We start from the raw sequence: 20,817 nt of genomic DNA on the forward strand, positions 1-20,817 counted from the left end.
CGGAGCCGCGCCCCGCGCCGGGGGTCGGCAACGTCGCGTCCACCCACACGAGGGAACCCCGTCAGCCTGACCTGACGGGGTTCCCTCGTGCGGGTGGGGGTGTCCTACGCCCGCCAGGTTCCTACGGCCGCCAGGTGTCGTTCAGGGTGACGACCCCGCCGGCGGGCACCGTCGCCGTCCGGTTGGCGCCGGACTCCCAGGTCACCGCGCCGCTCGCGTCCTTGCGGACGTACTTGTACTGGAACGAGGTGCCGGCCGGCAGCGAGAGCGCCAGCGACCAGACCGGGTAGCCGGCGGACGACAGCGGCAGCGCCTTCGCCGGGTCCCAGCCGCCGAGCGCCGCGGCGTCGCCGACCACGTAGACGTTCTGCCCGAACGCCGTGGTCGCGTTGACGTTGAACGAGGCGCCCGACACGGCGGTACCGGGCTGGACGTACAGCGCGACCGCGTCGCCCGCGCCGACCGTCGCGGTGAACTGCCCGTTGGCGCCCACCTGGTACGTCGGGCCGGTGCAGCCGCCGCCGGGCTGCGGGTCGCCGTGCTGGACGTCGCAGTAGGTGCCGGCCGGCAGCCCGGTCTGGAAGGTCTGGGTGATCGCGCCGCCCTCGTGGTTGATGGCGACGTAGCCCTTGTTGCCGCGGCCGAAGGCGATCGCGTTGTTGCCGTTGGACCACCAGTCGGTCACCCCGGTGCCCGCGACGGCGTTGCGGAAGCCGACCATGTTGGCGACCTGCCGCCAGGCGTGGGTGCAGTTCCACCCGTCCTGGTAGCAGGCGTTGACGGTGCCGCCGTTCGGCGGGCCGTCGTCCTTGTTGGTGAAGGAGTAGCCCGAGTAGACGTTGGGCGAGCCGTAGGTGGACGCCAGCAGGAAGACGTTGGCCAGCGTGTAGGTGTTGCCGTAGGTGTAGTTGAGGGTGGAGCCGTTGCGCTCGGTGTCCCAGTTGTCGAGGAAGCTGCGCGCCTGGCCGCTCGGCAGGTAGCCCCAGGAGGCGCCCCAGCCGTTGAGGTTGGCGAGCTTGTCGCTGGTGAAGATCCGCTTGAGGTCGGTGCCGACCCGGAACTCGTCGACGTCGCCGTTGCCGGTGTACTCGCCGGGCTGGATCGGCTCGCCGGCGCCGTAGATGACCTCCTGGACCCAGTAGGCCTTGGGATTGGCCGTCTTGGCCTTGATCGCGGCGAGGTCGGCGGCGGCGATGTGCTTGGCGGCGTCGATCCGGTAGCCGTCGACGCCGAGCGAGCCGAGGTCGTCCAGGTAGTGGGCGATGGTGCTCTGGACGTACGCGCTGCCGGTGTCCAGGTCGGAGAGGTTGACCAGCTCGCAGGTCTGCACGTTGGTGCGGTCCTGGTAGTTGGTGATCGGCTGGCGGCAGCCGTGGAAGTCCTGGTCCTGGTACGTGCCCGGGTAGCCGTACTTGGTGTACGCGGTGCCGCCGGTGCCGGTGCCGGAGCCGGCCGACATGTGGTTGACCACCGCGTCGGCGATGACCTTGACCCCGGCCGCGTGGCAGGTGTCGACCATGTTCTTGAAGGAGGTGCGGTCGCCGAGCCGGCCGGCGATCTTGTAGCTGACCGGCTGGTAGGAGGTCCACCACTGCGGGCCCTGGATGTGCTCCTGCGGCGGCGAGACCTCGACGAAGCCGTAGCCCTTCGGGCCGAGCGTCGAGGTGCAGGCCTGGGCCACGGAGTCGAAGCGCCACTCGAAGAGGGTGGCGGTGACGTCCTTGCCGTTGTTCGCGGGCGGGGCGGCCTGGGCGGCGGGGGCGCCCAGGGAGGTGGCGAGCGAGAGCGCGAGCGCCGCCGATGCGGCGAGGGCGCCGGCCGCGCGCGCGGGCTTGCGGGTCCTCCCGGCCGAAGGCCGGGGGCGGGTGGGGGCGGTGGTGACCACGTCGTCTCCTGGGGGTGGCTGGGGTGGGGCAGCCGGTGGTGAAGCCTGCAGGAAGTTTCTGTAACTTGCCGGAAACTTGCAGCGCTGAACCTAGGATCGCCGGGAGACATCGTCAAGATGTAGGACAGTAACGTTTCTGCAGGCCGCAGACGGTACGGCCCCGCACAGGAGCGGTACGGGCCCGACGCTGACCCGCTTCGGGCACGACCGGCATCCGCTTCGGACACGACCCGCACCCGCTTCGGACACGACCCGCACCCGTTTCGCGCACGACAAGGGCCCGGCAGCCGTGGCTGCCGGGCCCCTCACCTGTCCTGGTTCACCGGCCCCGCGAGGAGCCGGTCCGACCTCAGCCGGTCTGGACGGCGGTGTCGTCGATCACGAAGCTCGTCTGCAGCGAGGAGTCCTCGACCGCGTTGAACTTCACGGTGACCGTCTGGCCCGCGTAGGCCGACAGGTCGAAGCTGCGCTGCTGGTAGCCGCTCGCGGCGTCCACGTTGGTGTACGTCTTCAGCGTGGTGCCGTTCACCGACACGGTCAGCTTGTCGTACGCGGTGGTGCCGGTCTCCGCGGTGTCGACGTGCAGCCAGAAGCTCAGCGTCGCCTTGCAGCCCGCCGGGATGCTCACCGTCTGCGACAGCGTGTCGGTGTGGCTGGAGCCGTAGCCGTCCAGCCACGCCTTCCACGAACCGCCGTGCGCGGCCTGGCTGGCGCTGTTGTCCACCACGCCCGAGGTGGAGGTCCACGGCGAGGCCGAACCGGTCTCGAAGCCCGCGTTGCCCAGCAGCTGCGCCGGGGTGCAGCTGCCGCCACCACCGCTGGTCACGGTCCAGGTGAAGCTGGTCGTGCCGGACTTGCCGGCCGAGTCCTTGACCGTCACGGTGACGTTGGAGGTGCCCGCGGTGGTCGGGGTGCCGGTGATCGCGCCGGTGGAGGCGTTGATCGCCAGGCCGGCCGGCAGGCCGGTGGCCGAGTAGGACAGCGGAGCGGTGCCGCCCGAGGCCTTGATGGCCAGGTTGACCGCGGTGCCGACGGCGGTCGACTGGTTGCCCGGGTTGGTGACGGTGACGCCGCCCGGGTTGGGCAGCGAGCCGACGTTGACGGCGGCCCAGGCGGTGGCGACCGCGTTGTACTCGGCGCTGTTCGCGCCGTACAGGTCGGTGGCCGCGTTGAGGGTCGCGGTGCGGGCGGCGGCGTAGTTGGTGGTGGAGGTCATGTACGCGGTCAGCGCCTTGTACCAGACCTGCGCGGCCTTGTCCCGGCCGATGCCGGTGACGGTGATGTTGTTGACCGTCGGGCTGTTGTAGCTGACGCCGTTGATCACCTTGGCGCCGCTGCCCTCGGCCAGCAGGTAGAAGAAGTGGTTGGCGACACCGGACGAGTAGTGCACGTCCAGGTTGCCGACGCCCGAGTACCAGGAGTCGGCCGACTGGCCGTCCTTGGAGGGCTTGTCCATGTAGCGCAGCGGGGTGCCGTTGCCGTTGATGTCGATGAGCTCGCCGACCAGGTAGTCCGGGTTGTCGGCGGGCAGGTTCGCGTAGAACTCGACCATGTTGCCGAAGATGTCCGAGGTGGCCTCGTTGAGGCCGCCGGACTCCCCGGAGTAGTTCAGGTTGGCGGTGGCCGCCGTGACGCCGTGGCTCATCTCGTGGCCGGCCACGTCGAGCTCGGTGAGCGGGTGGGTGTCGCCCGAGCCGTCGCCGTAGGTCATGCAGAAGCAGGAGTCGTCCCAGAACGCGTTGACGTAGCCGGTGTCGTAGTGGACCCGGCTCATGGCGCCGACGCCGTCGTTGCGGATGCCGTTGCGGCCGAAGGTGTTCTTGTAGAAGTCCCAGGTGGCCGCGGCGCCGAACTGGGCGTCCACGGCGGCCGACTCGCGGTTGCTGGCCTGGCCGTTGCCCCAGGTGTCGGAGGACTTGGAGAACAGCGTGCCGTTGCCGGAGGTGCCGTTCTTCATGTCGGTGGTGTTCTGGCCGCCGCGGGTGCCGTCCTTGAGCTGGTACGTCGAACCGCTCTGGGTGGTGGTCAGCGGGACGTTGCCGACGAAGACGCCGGTGCCGGAGCCGCGCTGGATGCCGTCCGCCTTGCTGAGGACGTCACCGGTCTTGGCGTCGGTGACGACGTGCAGCTTGCTCGGGGTGCCGTCGGACTCGCGGCCGTTGACGACCGTCTCCCAGGCGAGCTTCGGGGTGCCGTCCGCGGCCCAGACGACCAGGCGCGGCGCGGTGTCGACGGAGCCCGCCTCGACGGCCAGCGCGGCGGCCTGGGCCTTCGGCGCGGCCAGGGCCGGGGTGGTCTCGACGCCCGCGAGGCTGGCCTCGCTGGCCTTGGTCACGCTCTTGGTGGCGCCGGCCGCGTCCTGGTGGACGATCAGGTCGCCGCCGAGGACCGGGAGTCCGGCGTAGGTGCGCTCGTACCGCAGGTGGCGACCGCCGTTGGCGTCCTGCACGACGTCCTTGGTGACCAGCTTCTCCTGACCGCTCAGGCCGAGGGCCTGGGCGAGGGAGGCGGTCTGCTGGTTCGCCGAGGCGATCAGCGCGGCCCGGCTCTGCTGCGCGGCGACGGCGGCCGGCGCGTCCGGCGTGGCCGCCTGGGCGATGACGGGTATGCCGGTGACCAGCAACGCCGTGGAGGCGGCCAGGACGACCGCCGCCTTCCGGGCGTGAGCGTAACGGGACATGCGGACTCCTTTTCCGACCGGCGCTGGGTCGCGCACGGTGGAGAGAAACCTGGGCCGCGGGGTTGCGGCGCAGTGGGGGCCCCCGGCGGGTGCGACGGGGGTGCGGTTTGCGGGTTGCGGTGCTCACAACCCGTTGCAGGTCGGGACGCGCTGCACCTTGGCTGGAACAGCTGCACCGGGAGGTGGGGCCCCCTCGTCTGCAGCCGGGAGGAATCGTGGCAGCAAACCGGCTGGCAATGACAGATGCATGCCACCGATTGGCCGATTCATTACCGAAACCGTATGCATGCCGGTCCGTCAGTTGTGCTACGCCCTTGCAAACTCGTGAACACGGTTTTCATGCCCGGCGCACGGTTCGATCACTATCGGCGGTCACTGACCAGCAGTCGGGACCGCCGTTCGTACCGCCGGGTAGCCCGTAGCGCCGAACGGGCGCGGCACGTCACAGTTCCGGCCGTGCCAGTGGAGGTTTCCGGCCATTCTGTGGCCGGAACGGAACCGGGCCCCGCACCGCCTCAACGGCGTTACGGGGCCCGGGAATCGCGTCGTACACCGATCAGTGCTGGACGAACACCGCCACGGTGCGGCCCGGCACGGTGAACGTACCGGTCGCGGTGTCGAAGCCGGACCGCTTCACCACCTGGTCCGCCCCGCCCGCCTGGACGGGGTGCAGCGCCTGGTCCGTGCCCCGCAGGGCCGTCACGGTCTGCGCCTGCGCGGTGGGCGTCGCGTTGAAGACCACCGTGAGGCCCTTCTCCGCCCCCGCCAGCCCGGTGCCGTCCAGGTGCAGGGTGATCACCCCGGGCGTCTCCCCGGCGGTGCCGGAGAGCGGGTACGACAGCCGCTGCTGCACCGCGGCCAGGGTGGGCAGCGAGAACAGCGGGGAGGACTGCTTGATCCGCAGGAACTCCTGGTACTGCGCCGAGGTCGCCCGGATGTCGGCCGCGCCCACGGTCAGCTTCGGGTTCGCCAACAGGGACTGGGCGGTCGGCCACAGCTCCTTGTTGTCGGCCGCCGGCGGCAGGCCGCGGCCCCAGCCGTTGCCCGCGGCGGCGTCCCAGTGGATCGCGTTGAACCAGTCGCCCGAGTCGTAGGAGTTGGCGTCGAGCGACTTGGAGCGCAGCAGGTCGCTGCCCGCCTGGGCGAAGCCCGCGCCCTGGGTGAGCGCGGTGAGCGAGAGCCCGAGCGCCTGCATCCGGGCCCGGTCGGCGGGCGCGGTGCCGGTCGGCAGCTTGTACGCGAGCGCGTCGAAGAGGTCGGTGTTGTCGTGGGCGTCCACGTACTCCACCGCCTCGCCCGGCGCGGCCGCGTACCCGGTCGGGGCGCCGTTGTAGTCGACCTGGGCGCCGGTGACGGCCTTCCCGGAGCTGTCGGTGAAGGAGTACCCGGCCAGGTTGCCGGTCAGCCCCACCTTCAACTGGTCCATCTGGTGCAGCAGTCGGGCCTTCTGCTGGTCCGGGGTGCCGTTCGCGGGCGAGCCGTTCGGGTCGGTGAACAGGCCCGAGGAGAAGCCCTGCTGGGGCGCGGAGCCGAGCATGAAGTCGCCGCCGCGGGCGGCGTCGCGGATCCGGTCGTCGAAGGTGGCGATGCCGGTGCCGGCCATGTTCGCCTGGGTGGCCTGCTCGAACCGGGCGTTGTTCGCGACGGCGCCGAAGTTCCAGCCCTCGCCGTAGAGGAAGACGTTCTTCCCGTCCACGCCGTCCGAGTCCGGCGTCATCTTCCGCAGCGCGGCCCGCACGTCCAGCATGGTGGACTTCGGGTCCAGGCCCATCAGGTCGAAGCGGAAGCCGTCCACCTTGTACTCACGGGCCCACAGGGTCACCGAGTCGACCACCAGCCGGTTCATCATGGCGTGCTCGGGCGCGGTGTCGGCGCAGCAACTGTCCGTCGTCACCTTGCCGTTGGCGTCCAGCCGCTGGTAGTAGCCGGGGACGACCCGGTCCAGCACCGAGTGCTCGGCCTGCCCACTGGCGGCGGTGTGGTTGTAGACCACGTCGAGCACCACCCGCAGCCCGGCCGCGTGCATCGCCTGCACCATCTGCCGGAACTGCACGGTACGGGCCGTGCCCGCGGGGTCCGTGGCGTACGAGCCCTCCGGCACGTTGTAGTGCAGCGGGTCGTAGCCCCAGTTGTACGCGTCGTCGGCGGCGACGGCCGCCACGCACTCCTGCTGCTTCGGCCCGTCCGCGGGGAGGGCGGCGAGGTCGCAGGCCGGCAGCTTCTGCTCGGCCCGGTTCTCCCGGATGGTGGCGATGTCGAAGGTCGGCAGCAGGTGGATCGTGGTGACCCCGGCGGCGGCCAGCTCCCGCAGGTGCCGCATGCCGGCCGACTGCGACTCGGTGAACGCCAGGTAGGTGCCGCGCTCGGCGGCCGGGACGGTCGGGTCCTCCACCGAGAAGTCCCGGACGTGCAGCTCCTGGATCTGCTGCCGCGCGGGCGGTACGGCCTGCGGGCGGGCGTGGTCGTCCCAGCCCGCGGGCTTGAGCTCCCTGGCGTCCAGGTCGGCGACCAGGCTGCGCTTCGAGTCGGTGGACAGCGCCACCGAGTACGGGTCGGTGACGGTGTTGACGACGAGCTGCTGCACCGAGGGCGCCCAGACCTTCACCTGGTACAGGTAGTACCTGCCGTCCAACTCGCCCCTGTCCCGGACGATCTCCCAGACGCCGGTCTCGTCGTCCCGCTTCAGCGGCAGCGTCTTCGGGCTGCCGCCGGTCGGGCCGTCGAAGACCTGGACCGACACCTCCTGCGCGGTCGGCGCCCAGAGCGAGAGCGCCACCTTGCCGTCGTAGTACGCCGGCCCGAAGTCGACCTTGGCGGTCCGCCCGGCGTACAGGTCGTCCAGCACGCCCGGGAGTTGGACCCCGGTCGCGGCCAGGACGGCGCCGCTGGGCAGGTGCTCGGTGAACAGCAGCTGACCGCGCAGCGCGGCCGGGACGCGGGCGGTGTCCCGGGCGTCCACGGTGAAGGCCCGGTAGCCCGCCAGGTGCGGGTACTTCGCCTTCTGCGCGTCGGTCAGCCCGCCCTTGACCGGGGTGAGCCGCAGCCACTGGCCGGGCTTGCTCAGCACGCCCTTGTCGGCCCGGATGCCGCCCGCCGGGTCGTACACCAGCTGGGCGCTGGTGCCGCCGGCCAGGGCGTCGTCGCCCGCGCCGTAGTTCGCCGGGACGACGACGGTCCTCGCGTCGATCCACTGCGCCTTGGCGCTGCCGAGGTCGACCTGCGAGGAGGCGGCCGGGTTCTGCGGCAGCAGGTATCCCTCGCGGCCGCCGAGGATCCAGACCTCCCTGCCGTTGACCGCGAGGTCCAGCGACTGGTCGGCGGGCAGGTCCTTGTCGTTGCCCCTGTGCAGGATGTAGCTGAGGCTGGTCGCGCCGGGGGCCAGCGGCACCTCGAAGACGGCGCCGAAGGCGTCGCGGCGCGCCGGCATCAGCGGCTTGCCCCAGTCGGTGGGGGTGGCGGCGCCGGTCCAGTCGTGCAGGCCCCAGCCGTCGTAGTCGCCGTCGGCCCGGTTGTAGTGGATGACGGCGGTGTTCGCCGGCTGGGTGTTCGCCGGGCCAGGGTTCGCGGTGCGCACCGCCGGGTCGCCCTGCTTCAGCCACACCTCGCCGGTGCTGCCGATGTCGAGGTGCCGGTCGGCGTCCACGTCCTTGACGCCGTTCTTCTCCACGATGAATCCGACGTCCGAGGCGCCCGGCTTCAGCCGCACGTACGCGAAGGCGCCGTACGCGTCCCGCCCGGTGAAGGCGTGCCCGGCCGGCCACTGGGTGCCCTCGCCGTCGGCGAGGTCGCCCCAGGCGTAGAGGTTCCAGCCGTCGTAGTCGCCGTCCGGCCGGTTGTAGTGGACGACGGCGTACGGGCGGGCGCCCGCGGTGGGCACCGGCTTGGGCGCGGGGGCGCCGGTGATGAAGCTCGCGGTGGCGGAGCGCAGGTGGCCGCCGGAGTCCTGGACGACGGCCTTGTAGCGCACGACCGTGCCGGGGGCGACGGCGCCCAGGTCCTGGGTGACGGCGTACTTCCCGGTGTCGGCGGTGCCCAGCGTCCGCCAGGGCCCGTTGCCGATCTGCGCGGCGAAGCTCACCCGGTCGAAGCCGCCGCCGTCGACCTTCGCGCCGACCGTGACGAGGCCGGTCGAGCCGTCCGCGGGCGGCTGCACCGAGAGCTGCGGCGCCGCGCCGGCGGCGGGGAGCCGGCCGGCCGCCTTGAACACCACGGAGGAGAGCGCCGGGACGGTCACCGTCACCTTGCGGTCCGCGCCGCTGGTGACGCGTTCCCCCGCCGCCGGGTAGATCCGGTCGAAGCCCGTCCCGGCCGAGAAGGTGTCCAGCGTGACGGTCTTGGCCTCGGTGGCGTTGTTGACCGCCACCAGGTACTCGACCTGCTGCCCCGCGTCGATCCGGGAGAAGGCGTACACGCCCGGGCCGTCGGCCGCGTAGCGCTCGATCTGGGCACCGTCGGCCAGCGCCGGGTGGTCGCGGCGCAGCTTGGCCAGACCCGCGATGCCCTGGTAGAGCTCCCCGTTCCGCCCGTAGCGGTCGGCCGGGCCGGAGGCGCCGCCGAGCACCCGGTCGGCGTTGTAGGAGGGGGTCCTGGAGGCGAACAGGTCCTGCCGGGCGTCCTTGTCGCCGCCCGCGCCGGTGAAGCCCTGTTCGTCGCCGTAGTAGACCACCGGCTGGCCCCGGGTGAGGAACTGCAGCTCGTTGCCGAGGCGGTCCTTCTTGAGCAGGGTCGCCTCGTCGGCGCCCGGGTTGTCGGCGAGCAGGAAGGAGCCGAAGCGGCCCATGTCGTGGTTGCCGAGGAAGGTCGGCAGCTCGTACGCGTCGGTGTCGGCGCCGGTGTAGCGGTAGTCCTGGCCGTAGACGTCGGCCAGGGCCTTGGCGGAGCCGCCCTGGGAGACGTACGAGCGGGCGGCGCCCTGGAACGGGAAGTCCAGGGTGGCCTGCAGCTTGCCCTGGGTGACGTACGGCGAGGTGATCGCCGGGTCGCCGGAGTAGACCTCGCCGAACATGAAGAACTTCTTGTTGCCCTGCTTGGCGGCGAAGTCCTTGAGTGCGGGCGCCCACTGCTGCCAGAACGCCATGTTGACGTGCTTGACGGTGTCGATCCGGAAGCCGTCCACGCCGGCGTCCTTCACCCACTGCTGGTAGACCTTCTCGAAGCCCTTGACCACCCGGGGGTTCTGGGTGTCGAGGTCGTCCAGGCCGCTGAAGTCGCCCTCGGTGGCGGACTCCCCGACGAAGGTGGAGTCGCCCCGGTTGTGGTACAGCGAGGGGTCGTTGAGCCAGGACGGGGTCTTGGCGTTCGCGTCGCCGGGGTCGCGGAAGACCGGGGTGTAGGGGAAGGAGTCCTTGGTGATCCGCGGCCAGGGCGCTCCCGCGTCGGCGACGGCCGTCTCGTCCACCGGGTTCCCGTCCGCGTCGAGCGTCGGGTAGGCGCCGGCCGAGCGGTAGCCGTGCTGCTGCTCGGCGGCGTCGATGACGTCGGCGGTGTGGTTGGTGATGACGTCGAAGAAGACCTTGATCCCGCGGGCGTGCGCCTTGGCTATCAGCTCCTTGAGCTGTTCGTTGGTGCCGAAGTGCGGGTCGACCTGGGTGAAGTCGGTGATCCAGTAGCCGTGGTACCCGGCGGAGGCGTCCGCCCCGCTGCCCTGGACCGGCTTGTTCTTGAAGATCGGGGCCATCCAGATCGCGGTGGTGCCGAGGTCCTGGATGTAGTCGAGCTTCTGGATCAGTCCGGCCAGGTCACCTCCGTGGTAGAAGCCCTTGTCGGCCGGGTCGAAGCCGTTCTCCAGCCGGCCGCCGGTGCTGCCGTCCGGGAGTCTTGCGCCGGTGTCGTTGCCGGTGTCCCCGTTCGCGAAGCGGTCGGGCAGGACGAAGTAGAACTGCTCACGGCTGAGGTCGTGCCGCCCGGCGGTGGCCGCGAGCGCGGCGTCGGAGGGCGGGGCCGGTGGGGCGGCGGCGAGGGCCGCGGGGGCGCTGCCGAGGGTGGCGGCGGTCAGCGCGGCGGCCAGCAGCACGGCCGTGCGGCCGGGTCTGCGGGGGGATCTGCTCCGCCGGGGGCGGAGCGGGGCGTCGGCCACGGAGGGCTCCCTGAGGGGAAGGGGCGAGCGGGTTCCCAGGAAGCTAGCGGGCTGCAATATGTTTCAGCAAGATGCAGAAACCGTTTCGTACCGGAAAAATCCAGGCCCCGGACCGTCTCCGGCCACCCCGATTACTGTCCCGGAGCGACGGGCGTGACAATGGGACGTATGTCCGTCCCACCGGTATGCGCCAGAACCCCGAGCACCCCCTACCCCGGTGGGAGCCGGCCCCTAGCCCTCAAGGGGGACAGCCGGTGAAGAATCCACTTCCAGAGGATGAGCAGACGGCTACGAGCGGTCTGGCAGACTTCTCGTCCATGGGGGAACCGACCGAGATCCAGCGAGGCGACGCCCGGCGCGCCGACGCGGCCAGCGGTGGCGGTTCCGAGGCGGCGACGGCCCTCCCCGGCCGGCTGCCCGACGGAGCCACCCGTGCCGCCCAGTCCCGAGGCGCAGCCCTGCGCAATCGTTTCCGCGAGCAGCGCCGGTCACCGGCCCGGCCGCGGATCTGGTTCGAGCTGGCCCTGATCGGGATCAGCTACTGGATCTACTCGATCGTCCGCAACGCGGTCCCCGAGCAGGAAGCGATAGCCCAGAAGCACGCGGGCTGGATCTGGGACCTGGAGCAGAACCTCGGCATCGCCGTCGAGCGCTCGGTCAACCACGCGGTGGACGGCGTCGGGTGGCTGATCACCGGGATGAACTACTACTACGCGACGCTGCACTTCGTGATCACCATCGGTGTGCTGGTCTGGCTGTACCGCCGTCACCCCGGCCGCTACGTCGCGGCCCGCACCGTCCTGTTCGTGACCACCGCGATCGCCCTGGTCGGCTTCTACTTCTTCCCGTTGGCCCCGCCCCGGCTGATGACCGACGGCGGCTTCATCGACACCGTGAAGACCCACGGCACCTGGGGCTCGATGGCCTCCGGCCCCGCCGCACACGTCTCCAACCAGTACGCCGCGATGCCCTCGATGCACATCGGCTGGTCGACCTGGTGCGGCCTGGCGATCTTCTTCCTGGCCCGCCGGACGTGGGTCAAGGCGCTCGGTCTGCTGTACCCCGTCGCCACCCTGGTGGTCATCGTCTCGACCGCCAACCACTTCTGGATGGACGCCGTCGGCGGCCTGCTGTGCCTGGCGGTCGGATTCCTCGCGGCCCGCTGGCTGTACCACGAGTGGGTCTACAAGCTGCCGAAGGTCCCTGCGCGGGAGACGGAGACGGACCGGCCGATCACCGTCCCCGAGCAGTGGAGCGAGCCCGCGGTCAGCACCGCGCGCCGCTAGCGAGCACGACCGGAAGGGGCCCCGCGCAGGGGCCCCTTCCGCGTACTCGGACACCTGCCGCGGGCGGCTCAGAGCCCGTAGAACAGCCGGTCCACCACCGCCCGCGCCCGCCGGGTGGTCCGCCGGTAGTCATCCAGCAGCTGCCCGCTGTGCCCGGCGCCGTACCCGAGGTAGCGGGCCACCCCGGCCAGCTCCCGGGCCTCCCCGGGGAAGCTGTCCCCGGGCCGGCCGCGCACCAGCATCACCGCCGCCCGCACCCGGGAGGCCAGCACCCAGGCCGCGTCCAGCACCTCCGCGTCCTCCCGCCGCACCAGCCCGCCGTCCACCGCCGCCGCCAGCGCGGCCCTGGTGCGGGTGGTGCGCAGGGCCGGCAGCTCGTGCCCGTGCTGGAGCTGCAGCAGCTGCACCGTCCACTCCACGTCCGCCAGCCCGCCCCGGCCGATCTTGGTGTGGGTGGTCGGGTCGGCCCCGCGCGGCAGCCGCTCGGCCTCGATCCGGGCCTTGATCCGACGGATCTCCACCAGATCCCGCTCCGGCACCCCGTTGCCCGGGTAGCGCAGCGGGTCGATCAGCTGCCGGAACCGCGTGCCCAGCTCCTCGTCCCCGGCCACCGGCTCGGCGCGCAGCAGCGCCTGGCTCTCCCAGGCGTGCGACCAGCGCCGGTAGTACGCCGCGTACGAGGCGAGGCTGCGCACCAGCGGGCCGCTGCGCCCCTCCGGCCGCAGGTCGGCGTCGACCAGCAGCGGTGGCTCGGGGGAGGGCGCGCCCAGCTGGGCGCGCAGCTCGTGGCAGACCGCCTGGGCGGCCCGGGCGGCCTCCTCCTCCAGCGAACCGAGCAGCGGCTCGTGGACGAAGAGCACGTCCGCGTCCGAGCCGTAGCCCAGCTCGTGGCCGCCGAAGCGGCCCATCGCGACCACCGAGATCCTCGTCGGCAGGTCCCCGTGCTCGGCCTCCCAGCCGGCCACGCACGCGCTCAGCGCGCCCTGCAGGGTGGCGGCGTTGAGCGCGGTGAGCGCCTCCCCCGCCGCGTCCAGCGCCTGCGCCGGGTCCTCCCCGAGCCGCCCGAGGACGTCCGCGGCGGCCGTACGGAACAGCTCCCGGCGGCGCACCGAGCGGGCTGCGGCCACCGCGGCCGTGGTGGATCCGGCCCGGCCGACGGCGGCCAGCACCTCCGACTGCAGCGCCGCCCGGCCGCGTGGCTCCAGTCCCTGCGGATCGCCCAGCATGGCCACCGCCTCGGGGGCGCGCAGCAGCAGGTCGGGGGCGAGCCGCCCGGCCGACAGCACCCGGGCGAGCTGCTCGGCGGCGGCGCTCTCGTCCCGCAGCAGCCGCAGGTACCAGGGGGTGCGGCCGAGCGCGTCGGAGACCTGCCGGAAGTTCAGCAGCCCGGCGTCCGGGTCGGCCGAGTCGGCGAACCAGCCGAGCAGCACGGGCAGCAGGGTGCGCTGGATCGCCGCCTTGCGGCTCACCCCGGAGGCGAGCGCGCTGATGTGCCGCAGCGCGGCCGCCGGGTCCGCGTAGCCCAGCGCCTCCAGCCGGGCCCGGGCCGCGTCCGGGCTCAGCCCGGCGGCACCCGGCGGCAGCTCGGCGACGGCGTCGAGCAGCGGCCGGTAGAACAGCTTCTCGTGCAGCCGCCGGACCTCCACCGCGTGCCGCTTCCACTCCCGCTGCAGCGCGGCGACCGGATCGGCGCGGGTGTCGTCGTTGATCAGCGCGGCCAGCGAGCGGGCCAGCCGGCGCAGGTCCTCCGCCCCGGTGGGCATCAGGTGGGTGCGGCGCAGCCGGTGCAGCTGGATCCGGTGCTCCAGCGAGCGCAGGAAGCGGTACGCGGTGTCCAGTGAGGCGGCGTCCGCCCGGCCCACGTAACCGCCGCGGGAGAGCGCGGCCAGCGCCTCCAGGGTGTTGCCGCTGCGCAGCGCCGGATCGGTGCGGCCGTGCACCAGCTGCAGCAGCTGGACGGAGAACTCGACGTCGCGCAGCCCGCCCGGACCGAGTTTGAGCTGGCGGTCCAGTTCGGTGACGGGGATGGAGTCGATCACCCGGCGGCGCATCTGCTGCACGTCGGCGACGAAGTTCTCCCGGGCCGCGGCCTGCCAGACCAGCGGGGCGAGCGCCTCGACGTACTCGGCGCCGAGCTCGGCGTCCCCGGCGACCGGACGGGCCTTGAGCAGGGCCTGGAACTCCCAGGTCTTGGCCCAGCGCTGGTAGTACGCGAGGTGGCTGGCCAGGGTGCGCACCAGCGGGCCGTTGCGGCCCTCGGGCCGCAGGTTGGCGTCCACCGGCCAGATGGTGCCCTCGCCGGTGGTGTCCGAGCAGAGCCGGGTGAGGGCCGCGGCCAGCCGGGTGGCGGCCTTGACCGCCTGGTGCTCGTCCACGCCCTCGCGCGGCTCGGCGACGAAGATGACGTCCACGTCCGAGACGTAGTTGAGTTCGCGTCCGCCGCACTTGCCCATGCCGATCACCGCGAGCCGGCAGGCCGCGGCGGCCTCCGGATCCTGCTCGGCGGCGAGCTCCAGGGCCGTCTGCAGGGTGGCGCCGGCCAGGTCGGCGAGCTCGGCGGCGGTCCGGGCCAGGTCGGTGGTGCCGGTGAGGTCACGGGCGGCGATGGCGAGCAGGCAGCGGCGGTAGGCGATCCGCAGCGCGTCCGCCGGGCTGCGGTCGCCCTCGCGGCCGCCCCCCGGGCCGGCGCCCCCGGACCGGACGCCCTCGGTCAGCGCGCGGTGGAAGTCCTCCGGGCCGGGGTGCATGTCGCGCAGCTCGAAGGTGACCAGCACGTGCCAGTCGTGCGGGTGCCGGGCCAGGTGGTCGCCGAGCGCGGTGGAGACCCCGAGCACGCCGAGCAGCCGGTCGCGCAGCGGCTTGGAGGTGGTGAGGGTGTCGCGCAGGGTGTGCCGGTCGGTCTCGTCGGCGGCCTCCATCAACCGGGCCAGGCCGAGCAGCGCCTGGTCCGGGTCCGCGGTGGCACCGAGCGCGTCCAGCAGCACGGGGTCGTCGGCCAGGCCCTCCAGCCCCGGGCCGTCCAACAGCCGCACCGCCTGCGCCGGGTCGCCGAACCCCCGCCGGACCAGCCGGTTCTCCGGCCGGCTGACCCGGCTCCCGGCCCGCTGCTCGTCCACCGCCATCGGCCCCTCCATCCGTCCGCCCAAGGGCCCGTCCTCGAACTCCCCGTCCGCGGGGCGTCCTCCGGGCGGACGACGGGAGTTCGACGGCAGGCCCTCAGCAGGTTACGCGCCCGCGCGGCCCTCCGCCGGGCGCGGCCGCGGACCGGACCCACCCGGCCGCCGAAGTGGCGTGTCGCCTTGCCCGCCGCCTTCCGGACGCGGTGGAGTACCCGCATGACCAGCCAGGACTCCCTCGGCGAGGGCTCCCCCACCGCGTCCCCGCGCCGACGCCCCCTGCGGGCCGCGGCCGGTGTGCTCGGCGACCTGCTGTTCACCACCGGTGTGCTGCTCGCCCTGCTGGTCGCGTACTCGCTCTGGTGGACGGACCTGACGGCCGCCCGGCACGCGGGGGCCGCCGCCGAGCAGTTGCGCCGGAGCTGGTCGGCGGCGGCCCCCGCGGTCACCCCGACCGGCCCTGCGGCCCCCGTGGCGCCGCCGACCGACCCGGCGGGCCCGGCAGCCCCGCCCCCGGTCGGTGCCGACGGCGGCATCGGCTTCCTGCACGTGCCGGCGCTGGGTGCCGGCTACCAGGTGATGATCAAGATCGGCACCGACGACGACACCCTCTCCGAGGGCGTCGCCGGGGCCTACACCGCGCCCTACGCCGCGGCGATGCCGTGGGAGGAGCGGGGCAACTTCGCCCTCGCCGCCCACCGGGACGGCCACGGCGCGATGTTCCACGACCTGGACCGGCTCAAGCCGGGCGACCCCCTGGTCGTGGAGACCCGCGACCACTGGTACGTCTACCGCGTGGACGCCACACTCCCCGAGACCTCCCCGACCGACACCGGCGTCATCGCCCCGGTGCCCACCGGCTCCCCCTACACCGAGCCGGGCCGCTACATCACCCTGACGACCTGCACCCCCGTCTACACCTCGCTGTACCGCATGGCCGTCTGGGGCAGCCTGGTCCGCGACGAGCCGATGGACCCGGCCCGCACCCCGCCCCCCGAGCTGCGCTAGCGCCCGCCCGGCGGACGCGCACAGCACACCGCCCCGGCCGATGACCGGCCGGGGCGGTGCCCGTCGCTAGCCCTGCGCTTCCTCACGCGCGGCGGCGGCCGAACCTCATCGCTGCCGCACCCGCCGCGAGGAGCGCGGCCGAGAGCCCGAGCATGACCGGCGTCCCCTGGGCGCCCGTGTGGGCCAGCTCCCCGTGGTGGTGGTGGGCGGGCTTCGACTCGTGCCCGGAGCCGCCGTGGTGGGACGACTTGTGCGGCGGCCGCGCCTCCGAGACGAACTTGACCTTGTTCAGGTTGTACGCGGACTGCTGGTTGGTCTGGCTCTGCTGGTTCGCCATGGTGTTGGACTGCGAGACCGCCTGGCTGTTCTGCGCGTTGTTGTTCGCGTTGTTGGTCGCGGAGTTGTTGGCGGCGTTGCTCGAGTTGCTGGTGGAGCTGTTGTTCGAGGTGCTGGCGGCGCTGTTGTTCGCGCTGTTGTTGAGGTTGTTCTGCACGATGACGGTCACGTCGACGTGCTGGTCCTGACCCTGGCTCTGCTGCCCGGTCTGGCTCTGGTCCACGTTCTGGTTCTGGTCCTGGCCCTGCGCCTGGTTCTGGTCCTGACCCTGCGCCTGGTCCTGGCCCTGCCCCTGGTTCTGCTCGTTGCCCTGCCCCTGCTGCTGCCCACCGTGGCCTTCGTGGCCGCCGTGCTCACCGTGCTCCCCGTGCTCGCCGTGCTCGCCGTGGCCTTCGTGGCCGCCGTGCTCACCGTGCTCACCGTGCTCACCGTGCTCACCGTGCTCACCGTGCTCACCGTGCTCACCGTGCTCACCGTGCTCACCGGGGGGGCAGACGCAGTCCGGGCCCCCGGAGTTCCCGTGGGGGCCCTGCTCGCAGGACTCGCCGCCGGCCCCCAGTGTCCCGGGGAGCCCGGGCCCCGACGGCTCGTCCATCGACTGGCCGCGCTCGGGGCTGCCTTCGCCCGCCAGGGCCGGGTCGACCTGCTCGGTGGTGTCGGCCGGCCCCGCGGCGTCCCACTGGGTGAGGCTGCGGCTGGTGACGCTCCAGGTGTTGGTGCCGGAGCCCGTGCTTTCGCCGGCCAGGCTCAGGAGGCTGTCGACCCATGCGCCCTGGGCCTCCGCCGACTCGGAGGCCGTGCCGTGGTCGACGAAGGTCGAAGCGTAGGCCGTGTGACCGGCGCCCAGCACGAGGGTGGCCGAGGCCAGTCCGGACAGGACCAGGGTGGTGATTCGAGTACGCATGACACTCCAGGATGATCCGCAAAACGGATCTTCTGAATACGTCCCTGCGTCACCCTGCCATGGTTCGCACCGCTGCAGAGTCATCAGATCGGCTCAACGGATTAGCGAGCGCGGAGGACACCCTTCCGGGCGAACGGGTCGGGCCCGCTCCGAAACGGAGCGGGCCCGAGGAGTTCCTGACCGGACGTCAGAGCACCTGGAGGTTCTTGCGCAGCTCGAAGGGGGTGACCTCGGAGCGGTACTCCTCCCACTCCTGGCGCTTGTTGCGGAGGAAGAAGTCGAAGACGTGCTCGCCCAGCGTCTCGGCGACCAGCTCGCTGCGCTGCATCAGGTCGATGGCCTCGCCGAGGTTCTGCGGCATCGGCTGGATGCCGAGGGCGCGGCGCTCGGAGTCGGTCAGCGCCCACACGTCGTCGTCGGCGCCGGGCGGGAGCTCGTAGCCCTCCTCGATGCCCTTCAGGCCGGCCGCGAGGGTGACGGCGTAGGCGAGGTAGGGGTTGCAGCCGGTGTCGAGGGAGCGGATCTCGACCCGGGTGGAGCCCTGCTTGCCCGGCTTGTACATCGGCACCCGGATCAGCGCCGAGCGGTTGTTGTGGCCCCAGCAGATGTAGGACGGCGCCTCGCCGCCGGCGCCGGCGGTGCGCTGGGAGCCGCCCCAGATCCGCTTGTAGGAGTTCACCCACTGGTTGGTGACGGCGGCGGTCTCGGCGGCGTGCTTCAGCAGGCCGGCGATGAAGGATCTGCCGACCTTGGAGAGCTGGTACTCGGCGCCGGACTCGTGGAAGGCGTTGCGGTCGCCCTCGAACAGCGAGACGTGGGTGTGCATGCCGCTGCCGGGGTGCTCGGAGAAGGGCTTGGGCATGAAGCTCGCGTGCACGCCCTGCTCCAGCGCGACCTCCTTCATGACCAGACGGAAGGTCATGATGTTGTCGGCGGTGGAGAGCGCGTCGGCGTAGCGCAGGTCGATCTCCTGCTGGCCGGGGGCGCCCTCGTGGTGCGAGAACTCGACCGAGATGCCCATCGACTCCAGCATGGTGATCGCCTGGCGGCGGAAGTCGTGGCCCACCCCGCGCGGGGTGTGGTCGAAGTAGCCGGACTGGTCGGCGGGGACCGGTGCGGTGCCGTCACCGGGCAGGTTCTTCAGCAGGAAGAACTCGATCTCCGGGTGGGTGTAGAAGGTGAAGCCCAGGTCGGAGGCCTTCTCCAGGGTGCGCTTGAGCACGAACCGGGGGTCGGCGAAGGACGGCGAGCCGTCCGGCATCAGGATGTCGCAGAACATCCGGGCGGTGCCCGGGGTCTCCGAGCGCCACGGCAGGATCTGGAAGGTGGTCGGGTCCGGCTTGGCGATCATGTCGGACTCGTACACCCGGGCGAAGCCCTCGATCGCCGAGCCGTCGAACCCGATGCCCTCCTCGAAGGCCTGTTCCAGCTCGGCCGGAGCCACCGCGACCGACTTGAGGAACCCGAGCACGTCGGTGAACCACAGCCGGACGAACCGGATGTCACGCTCTTCGAGCGTCCGAAGCACGAACTGCTGCTGCTTGCCCATGGGGACAGTCTCACCTCTGCTCTTTACGCTCGTGTTACGCCCGGAAGGCCTCCGGAAGACCCTGTGAGCGAATGACCCCATCATGGCCGATCACCGCGCGGCACGGCAGTGCCGACCCCCGGGAAGGGCACGCGACGGCCTACGCGGGCCGGCGGGGGGAATCCCGGGAGCGACCCCCTCGCGGGACATTGCGTCAGATAGACGATTACACTCGGGGGCATGCCCAATCTCCGTCTCGCCCTGAGCCAGATCGACCCCTGGGTCGGTGACCTCGCCCGCAACAGCGATGAGGTGGTGCGCTGGACCAAGCAGGCCGTCGAGGCCGGCGCGCAGTTGGTCGCCTTCCCCGAGATGGCCCTCACCGGCTACCCGGTCGAGGACCTCGCCCTGCGCCGCTCCTTCGTCGAGGCCTCCCGCGGCGCGCTGGTCGAGCTGGCCGGCCGGCTGGCGGCCGACGGGCTGGGCGAGGTGCCGGTGGTGGTCGGCTACCTCGGGCGTTCCGAGCACGCCTCGCCGCGCTTCAACCGCCCGGCCGGGTCCCCGCAGAACTGCGCCGCCGTGCTGCACCGGGGCGAGGTGGTGACCCGCTTCGCCAAGCACCACCTGCCCAACTACGGCGTGTTCGACGAGTTCCGCTGGTTCGTCCCGGGCGACCAGCTGCCGGTGGTCCGGGTGCACGGGGTGGACGTCGCGCTGGCGATCTGCGAGGACATCTGGCAGGACGGCGGCCGGGTCACCGCGGCCCGCGAGGCCGAGGCCGGGCTGCTGCTGGTGATCAACGGCTCGCCGTACGAGCGGAACAAGGACGACCAGCGGCTGGAGCTGGTCCGGCGCCGGGCCGCCGAGGCGGGCTGCACCCTGGCGTACGTCAACATGGTCGGCGGCCAGGACGAGCTGGTCTTCGACGGCGACTCGATCGTGGTCGGCGCGGACGGTGAGGTCCTCGCCCGCTCCCCGCAGTTCGAGGAGCACCTGCTGGTGCTGGACCTCGACCTGCCGGCCGCCAGTAGCGACCACACCGACGGCCTGCTGCTGAGCGACGGGCTGCACCTGGTCCGCACCGAGCTGGACGGCGGGCCGCGGCCCGCGCCCTCCGAGCCGCTGACGGCGGGGGTCGCGCCGCGGCTGTCCGACGAGGCCGAGATCTGGGCCGCCCTGGTCTCCGGCACCCGGGCGTACGTCGCCAAGAACGGCTTCAGGTCGGTCCTGATCGGCCTCTCCGGCGGCATCGACTCCGCGCTGGTGGCCTCGATCGCGGTGGACGCGATCGGCGCCGAGAACGTGTACTGCGTCTCGATGCCCAGCCGCTACTCCTCGGACCACTCCAAGGACGACGCCGCCGACCTGGCCCGCCGCACCGGCCTGCACTTCCGCACCGTCTCCATCGCCCCGATGTTCGACGCCTACCTGGCGGCCACCGAGCTGACCGGCCTGGCGGAGGAGAACCTGCAGTCCCGGCTGCGCGGCACCCTGCTGATGGCGATCTCCAACCAGGAGGGGCACATCGTGCTCGCGCCGGGCAACAAGAGCGAGCTGGCGGTCGGTTACTCGACCCTGTACGGCGACTCGGTGGGCGCGTTCGGGCCGATCAAGGACGTCTACAAGTCGCTGGTCTTCCGGCTGGCCCGCTGGCGCAACGAGGAGGCCGAGCGGCGCGGCGAGGTGCCCCCGATCCCGGAGAACACCATCGTCAAGCCGCCGTCCGCCGAGCTGCGGCCGGACCAGAAGGACACCGACTCGCTGCCGGACTACGACCTGCTGGACAGCGTGCTGGCCCGCTACATCGAGGGTGACGAGGGCCGGGACGCGATCGTGGCGGCGGGCTTCGACCCGGCGGTGGTGGACCGGGTGGTGCGCCTGGTCGACACCGCCGAGTACAAGCGGCGCCAGTACCCGCCGGGCCCGAAGATCTCGGTGAAGAACTTCGGCCGGGACCGCCGCCTGCCGATCACCAACCGCTGGCGCCGGGGCTGACCG

The 20,817-nt window shown here is 72.2% G+C and carries 9 protein-coding genes; 3 read left to right on the forward strand and 6 right to left on the reverse strand.

Annotated features, from left to right (window positions below; translation table 11 throughout):
• Positions 1–121: 121 nt before the first annotated feature.
• The 3 genes from ACIRD3_RS30505 to pulA all read right to left on the reverse strand — a co-directional run bounded on the left by ACIRD3_RS30505 (position 122) and on the right by pulA (position 10,641).
• On the reverse strand, positions 122–1,885 hold the full coding sequence (locus ACIRD3_RS30505) for a carbohydrate-binding module family 20 domain-containing protein (protein WP_402223070.1): 1,764 nt from the start codon (positions 1,883–1,885) through the stop codon (positions 122–124).
• A gap of 349 nt (positions 1,886–2,234) precedes the next feature.
• Positions 2,235–4,565: a M4 family metallopeptidase gene (locus tag ACIRD3_RS30510; protein ID WP_402223072.1), complete on the reverse strand. Its 2,331-nt coding sequence runs from the start codon at positions 4,563–4,565 to the stop codon at positions 2,235–2,237.
• 556 nt (positions 4,566–5,121) lie between these two features.
• On the reverse strand, positions 5,122–10,641 hold the full coding sequence (gene pulA, locus ACIRD3_RS30515; RefSeq protein WP_402223074.1) for a pullulanase-type alpha-1,6-glucosidase: 5,520 nt from the start codon (positions 10,639–10,641) through the stop codon (positions 5,122–5,124).
• 317 nt (positions 10,642–10,958) lie between these two features.
• On the opposite strand from pulA, the gene ACIRD3_RS30520 reads away from it, so the two are divergent.
• Positions 10,959–11,927, forward strand: coding sequence for a phosphatase PAP2 family protein (locus ACIRD3_RS30520; RefSeq protein WP_402223076.1), 969 nt, complete (start codon positions 10,959–10,961; stop codon positions 11,925–11,927).
• Between the two features lie 68 nt (positions 11,928–11,995).
• Here the strand turns inward: ACIRD3_RS30520 and ACIRD3_RS30525 are convergent, their stop codons facing one another.
• Complete coding sequence (locus tag ACIRD3_RS30525) at positions 11,996–15,049, reverse strand: bifunctional [glutamine synthetase] adenylyltransferase/[glutamine synthetase]-adenylyl-L-tyrosine phosphorylase (RefSeq protein ID WP_402223077.1); 3,054 nt, start codon at positions 15,047–15,049, stop codon at positions 11,996–11,998.
• Positions 15,050–15,262: 213 nt separating this feature from the next.
• Between ACIRD3_RS30525 and ACIRD3_RS30530 the strand changes: the two genes are divergently transcribed.
• A complete protein-coding gene (locus ACIRD3_RS30530; protein WP_402223079.1) occupies positions 15,263–16,051 on the forward strand; it encodes a class E sortase in 789 nt (262 codons plus the stop codon).
• Between the two features lie 82 nt (positions 16,052–16,133).
• Here the strand turns inward: ACIRD3_RS30530 and ACIRD3_RS30535 are convergent, their stop codons facing one another.
• Together ACIRD3_RS30535 and glnA are read right to left on the reverse strand one after the other, a co-directional pair.
• Entirely contained in the window at positions 16,134–17,291 is a 1,158-nt protein-coding gene (locus ACIRD3_RS30535; protein ID WP_402223081.1) for a hypothetical protein, read from the reverse strand.
• A gap of 187 nt (positions 17,292–17,478) precedes the next feature.
• Positions 17,479–18,840, reverse strand: a complete 1,362-nt coding sequence (gene glnA / locus ACIRD3_RS30540; RefSeq protein ID WP_402223083.1) for a type I glutamate--ammonia ligase — start codon at positions 18,838–18,840, stop codon at positions 17,479–17,481.
• 219 nt (positions 18,841–19,059) lie between these two features.
• Between glnA and ACIRD3_RS30545 the strand changes: the two genes are divergently transcribed.
• The gene (locus tag ACIRD3_RS30545; RefSeq protein WP_402223085.1) at positions 19,060–20,814 is read left to right on the forward strand and encodes an NAD+ synthase; all 1,755 of its coding nucleotides are present in this window, start codon (positions 19,060–19,062) and stop codon (positions 20,812–20,814) included.
• Positions 20,815–20,817: the final 3 nt, after the last annotated feature.

It is taken from the genome of Kitasatospora sp. NPDC093550, from assembly GCF_044764985.1.
Classification (GTDB): Bacteria; Actinomycetota; Actinomycetes; order Streptomycetales; family Streptomycetaceae; genus Kitasatospora.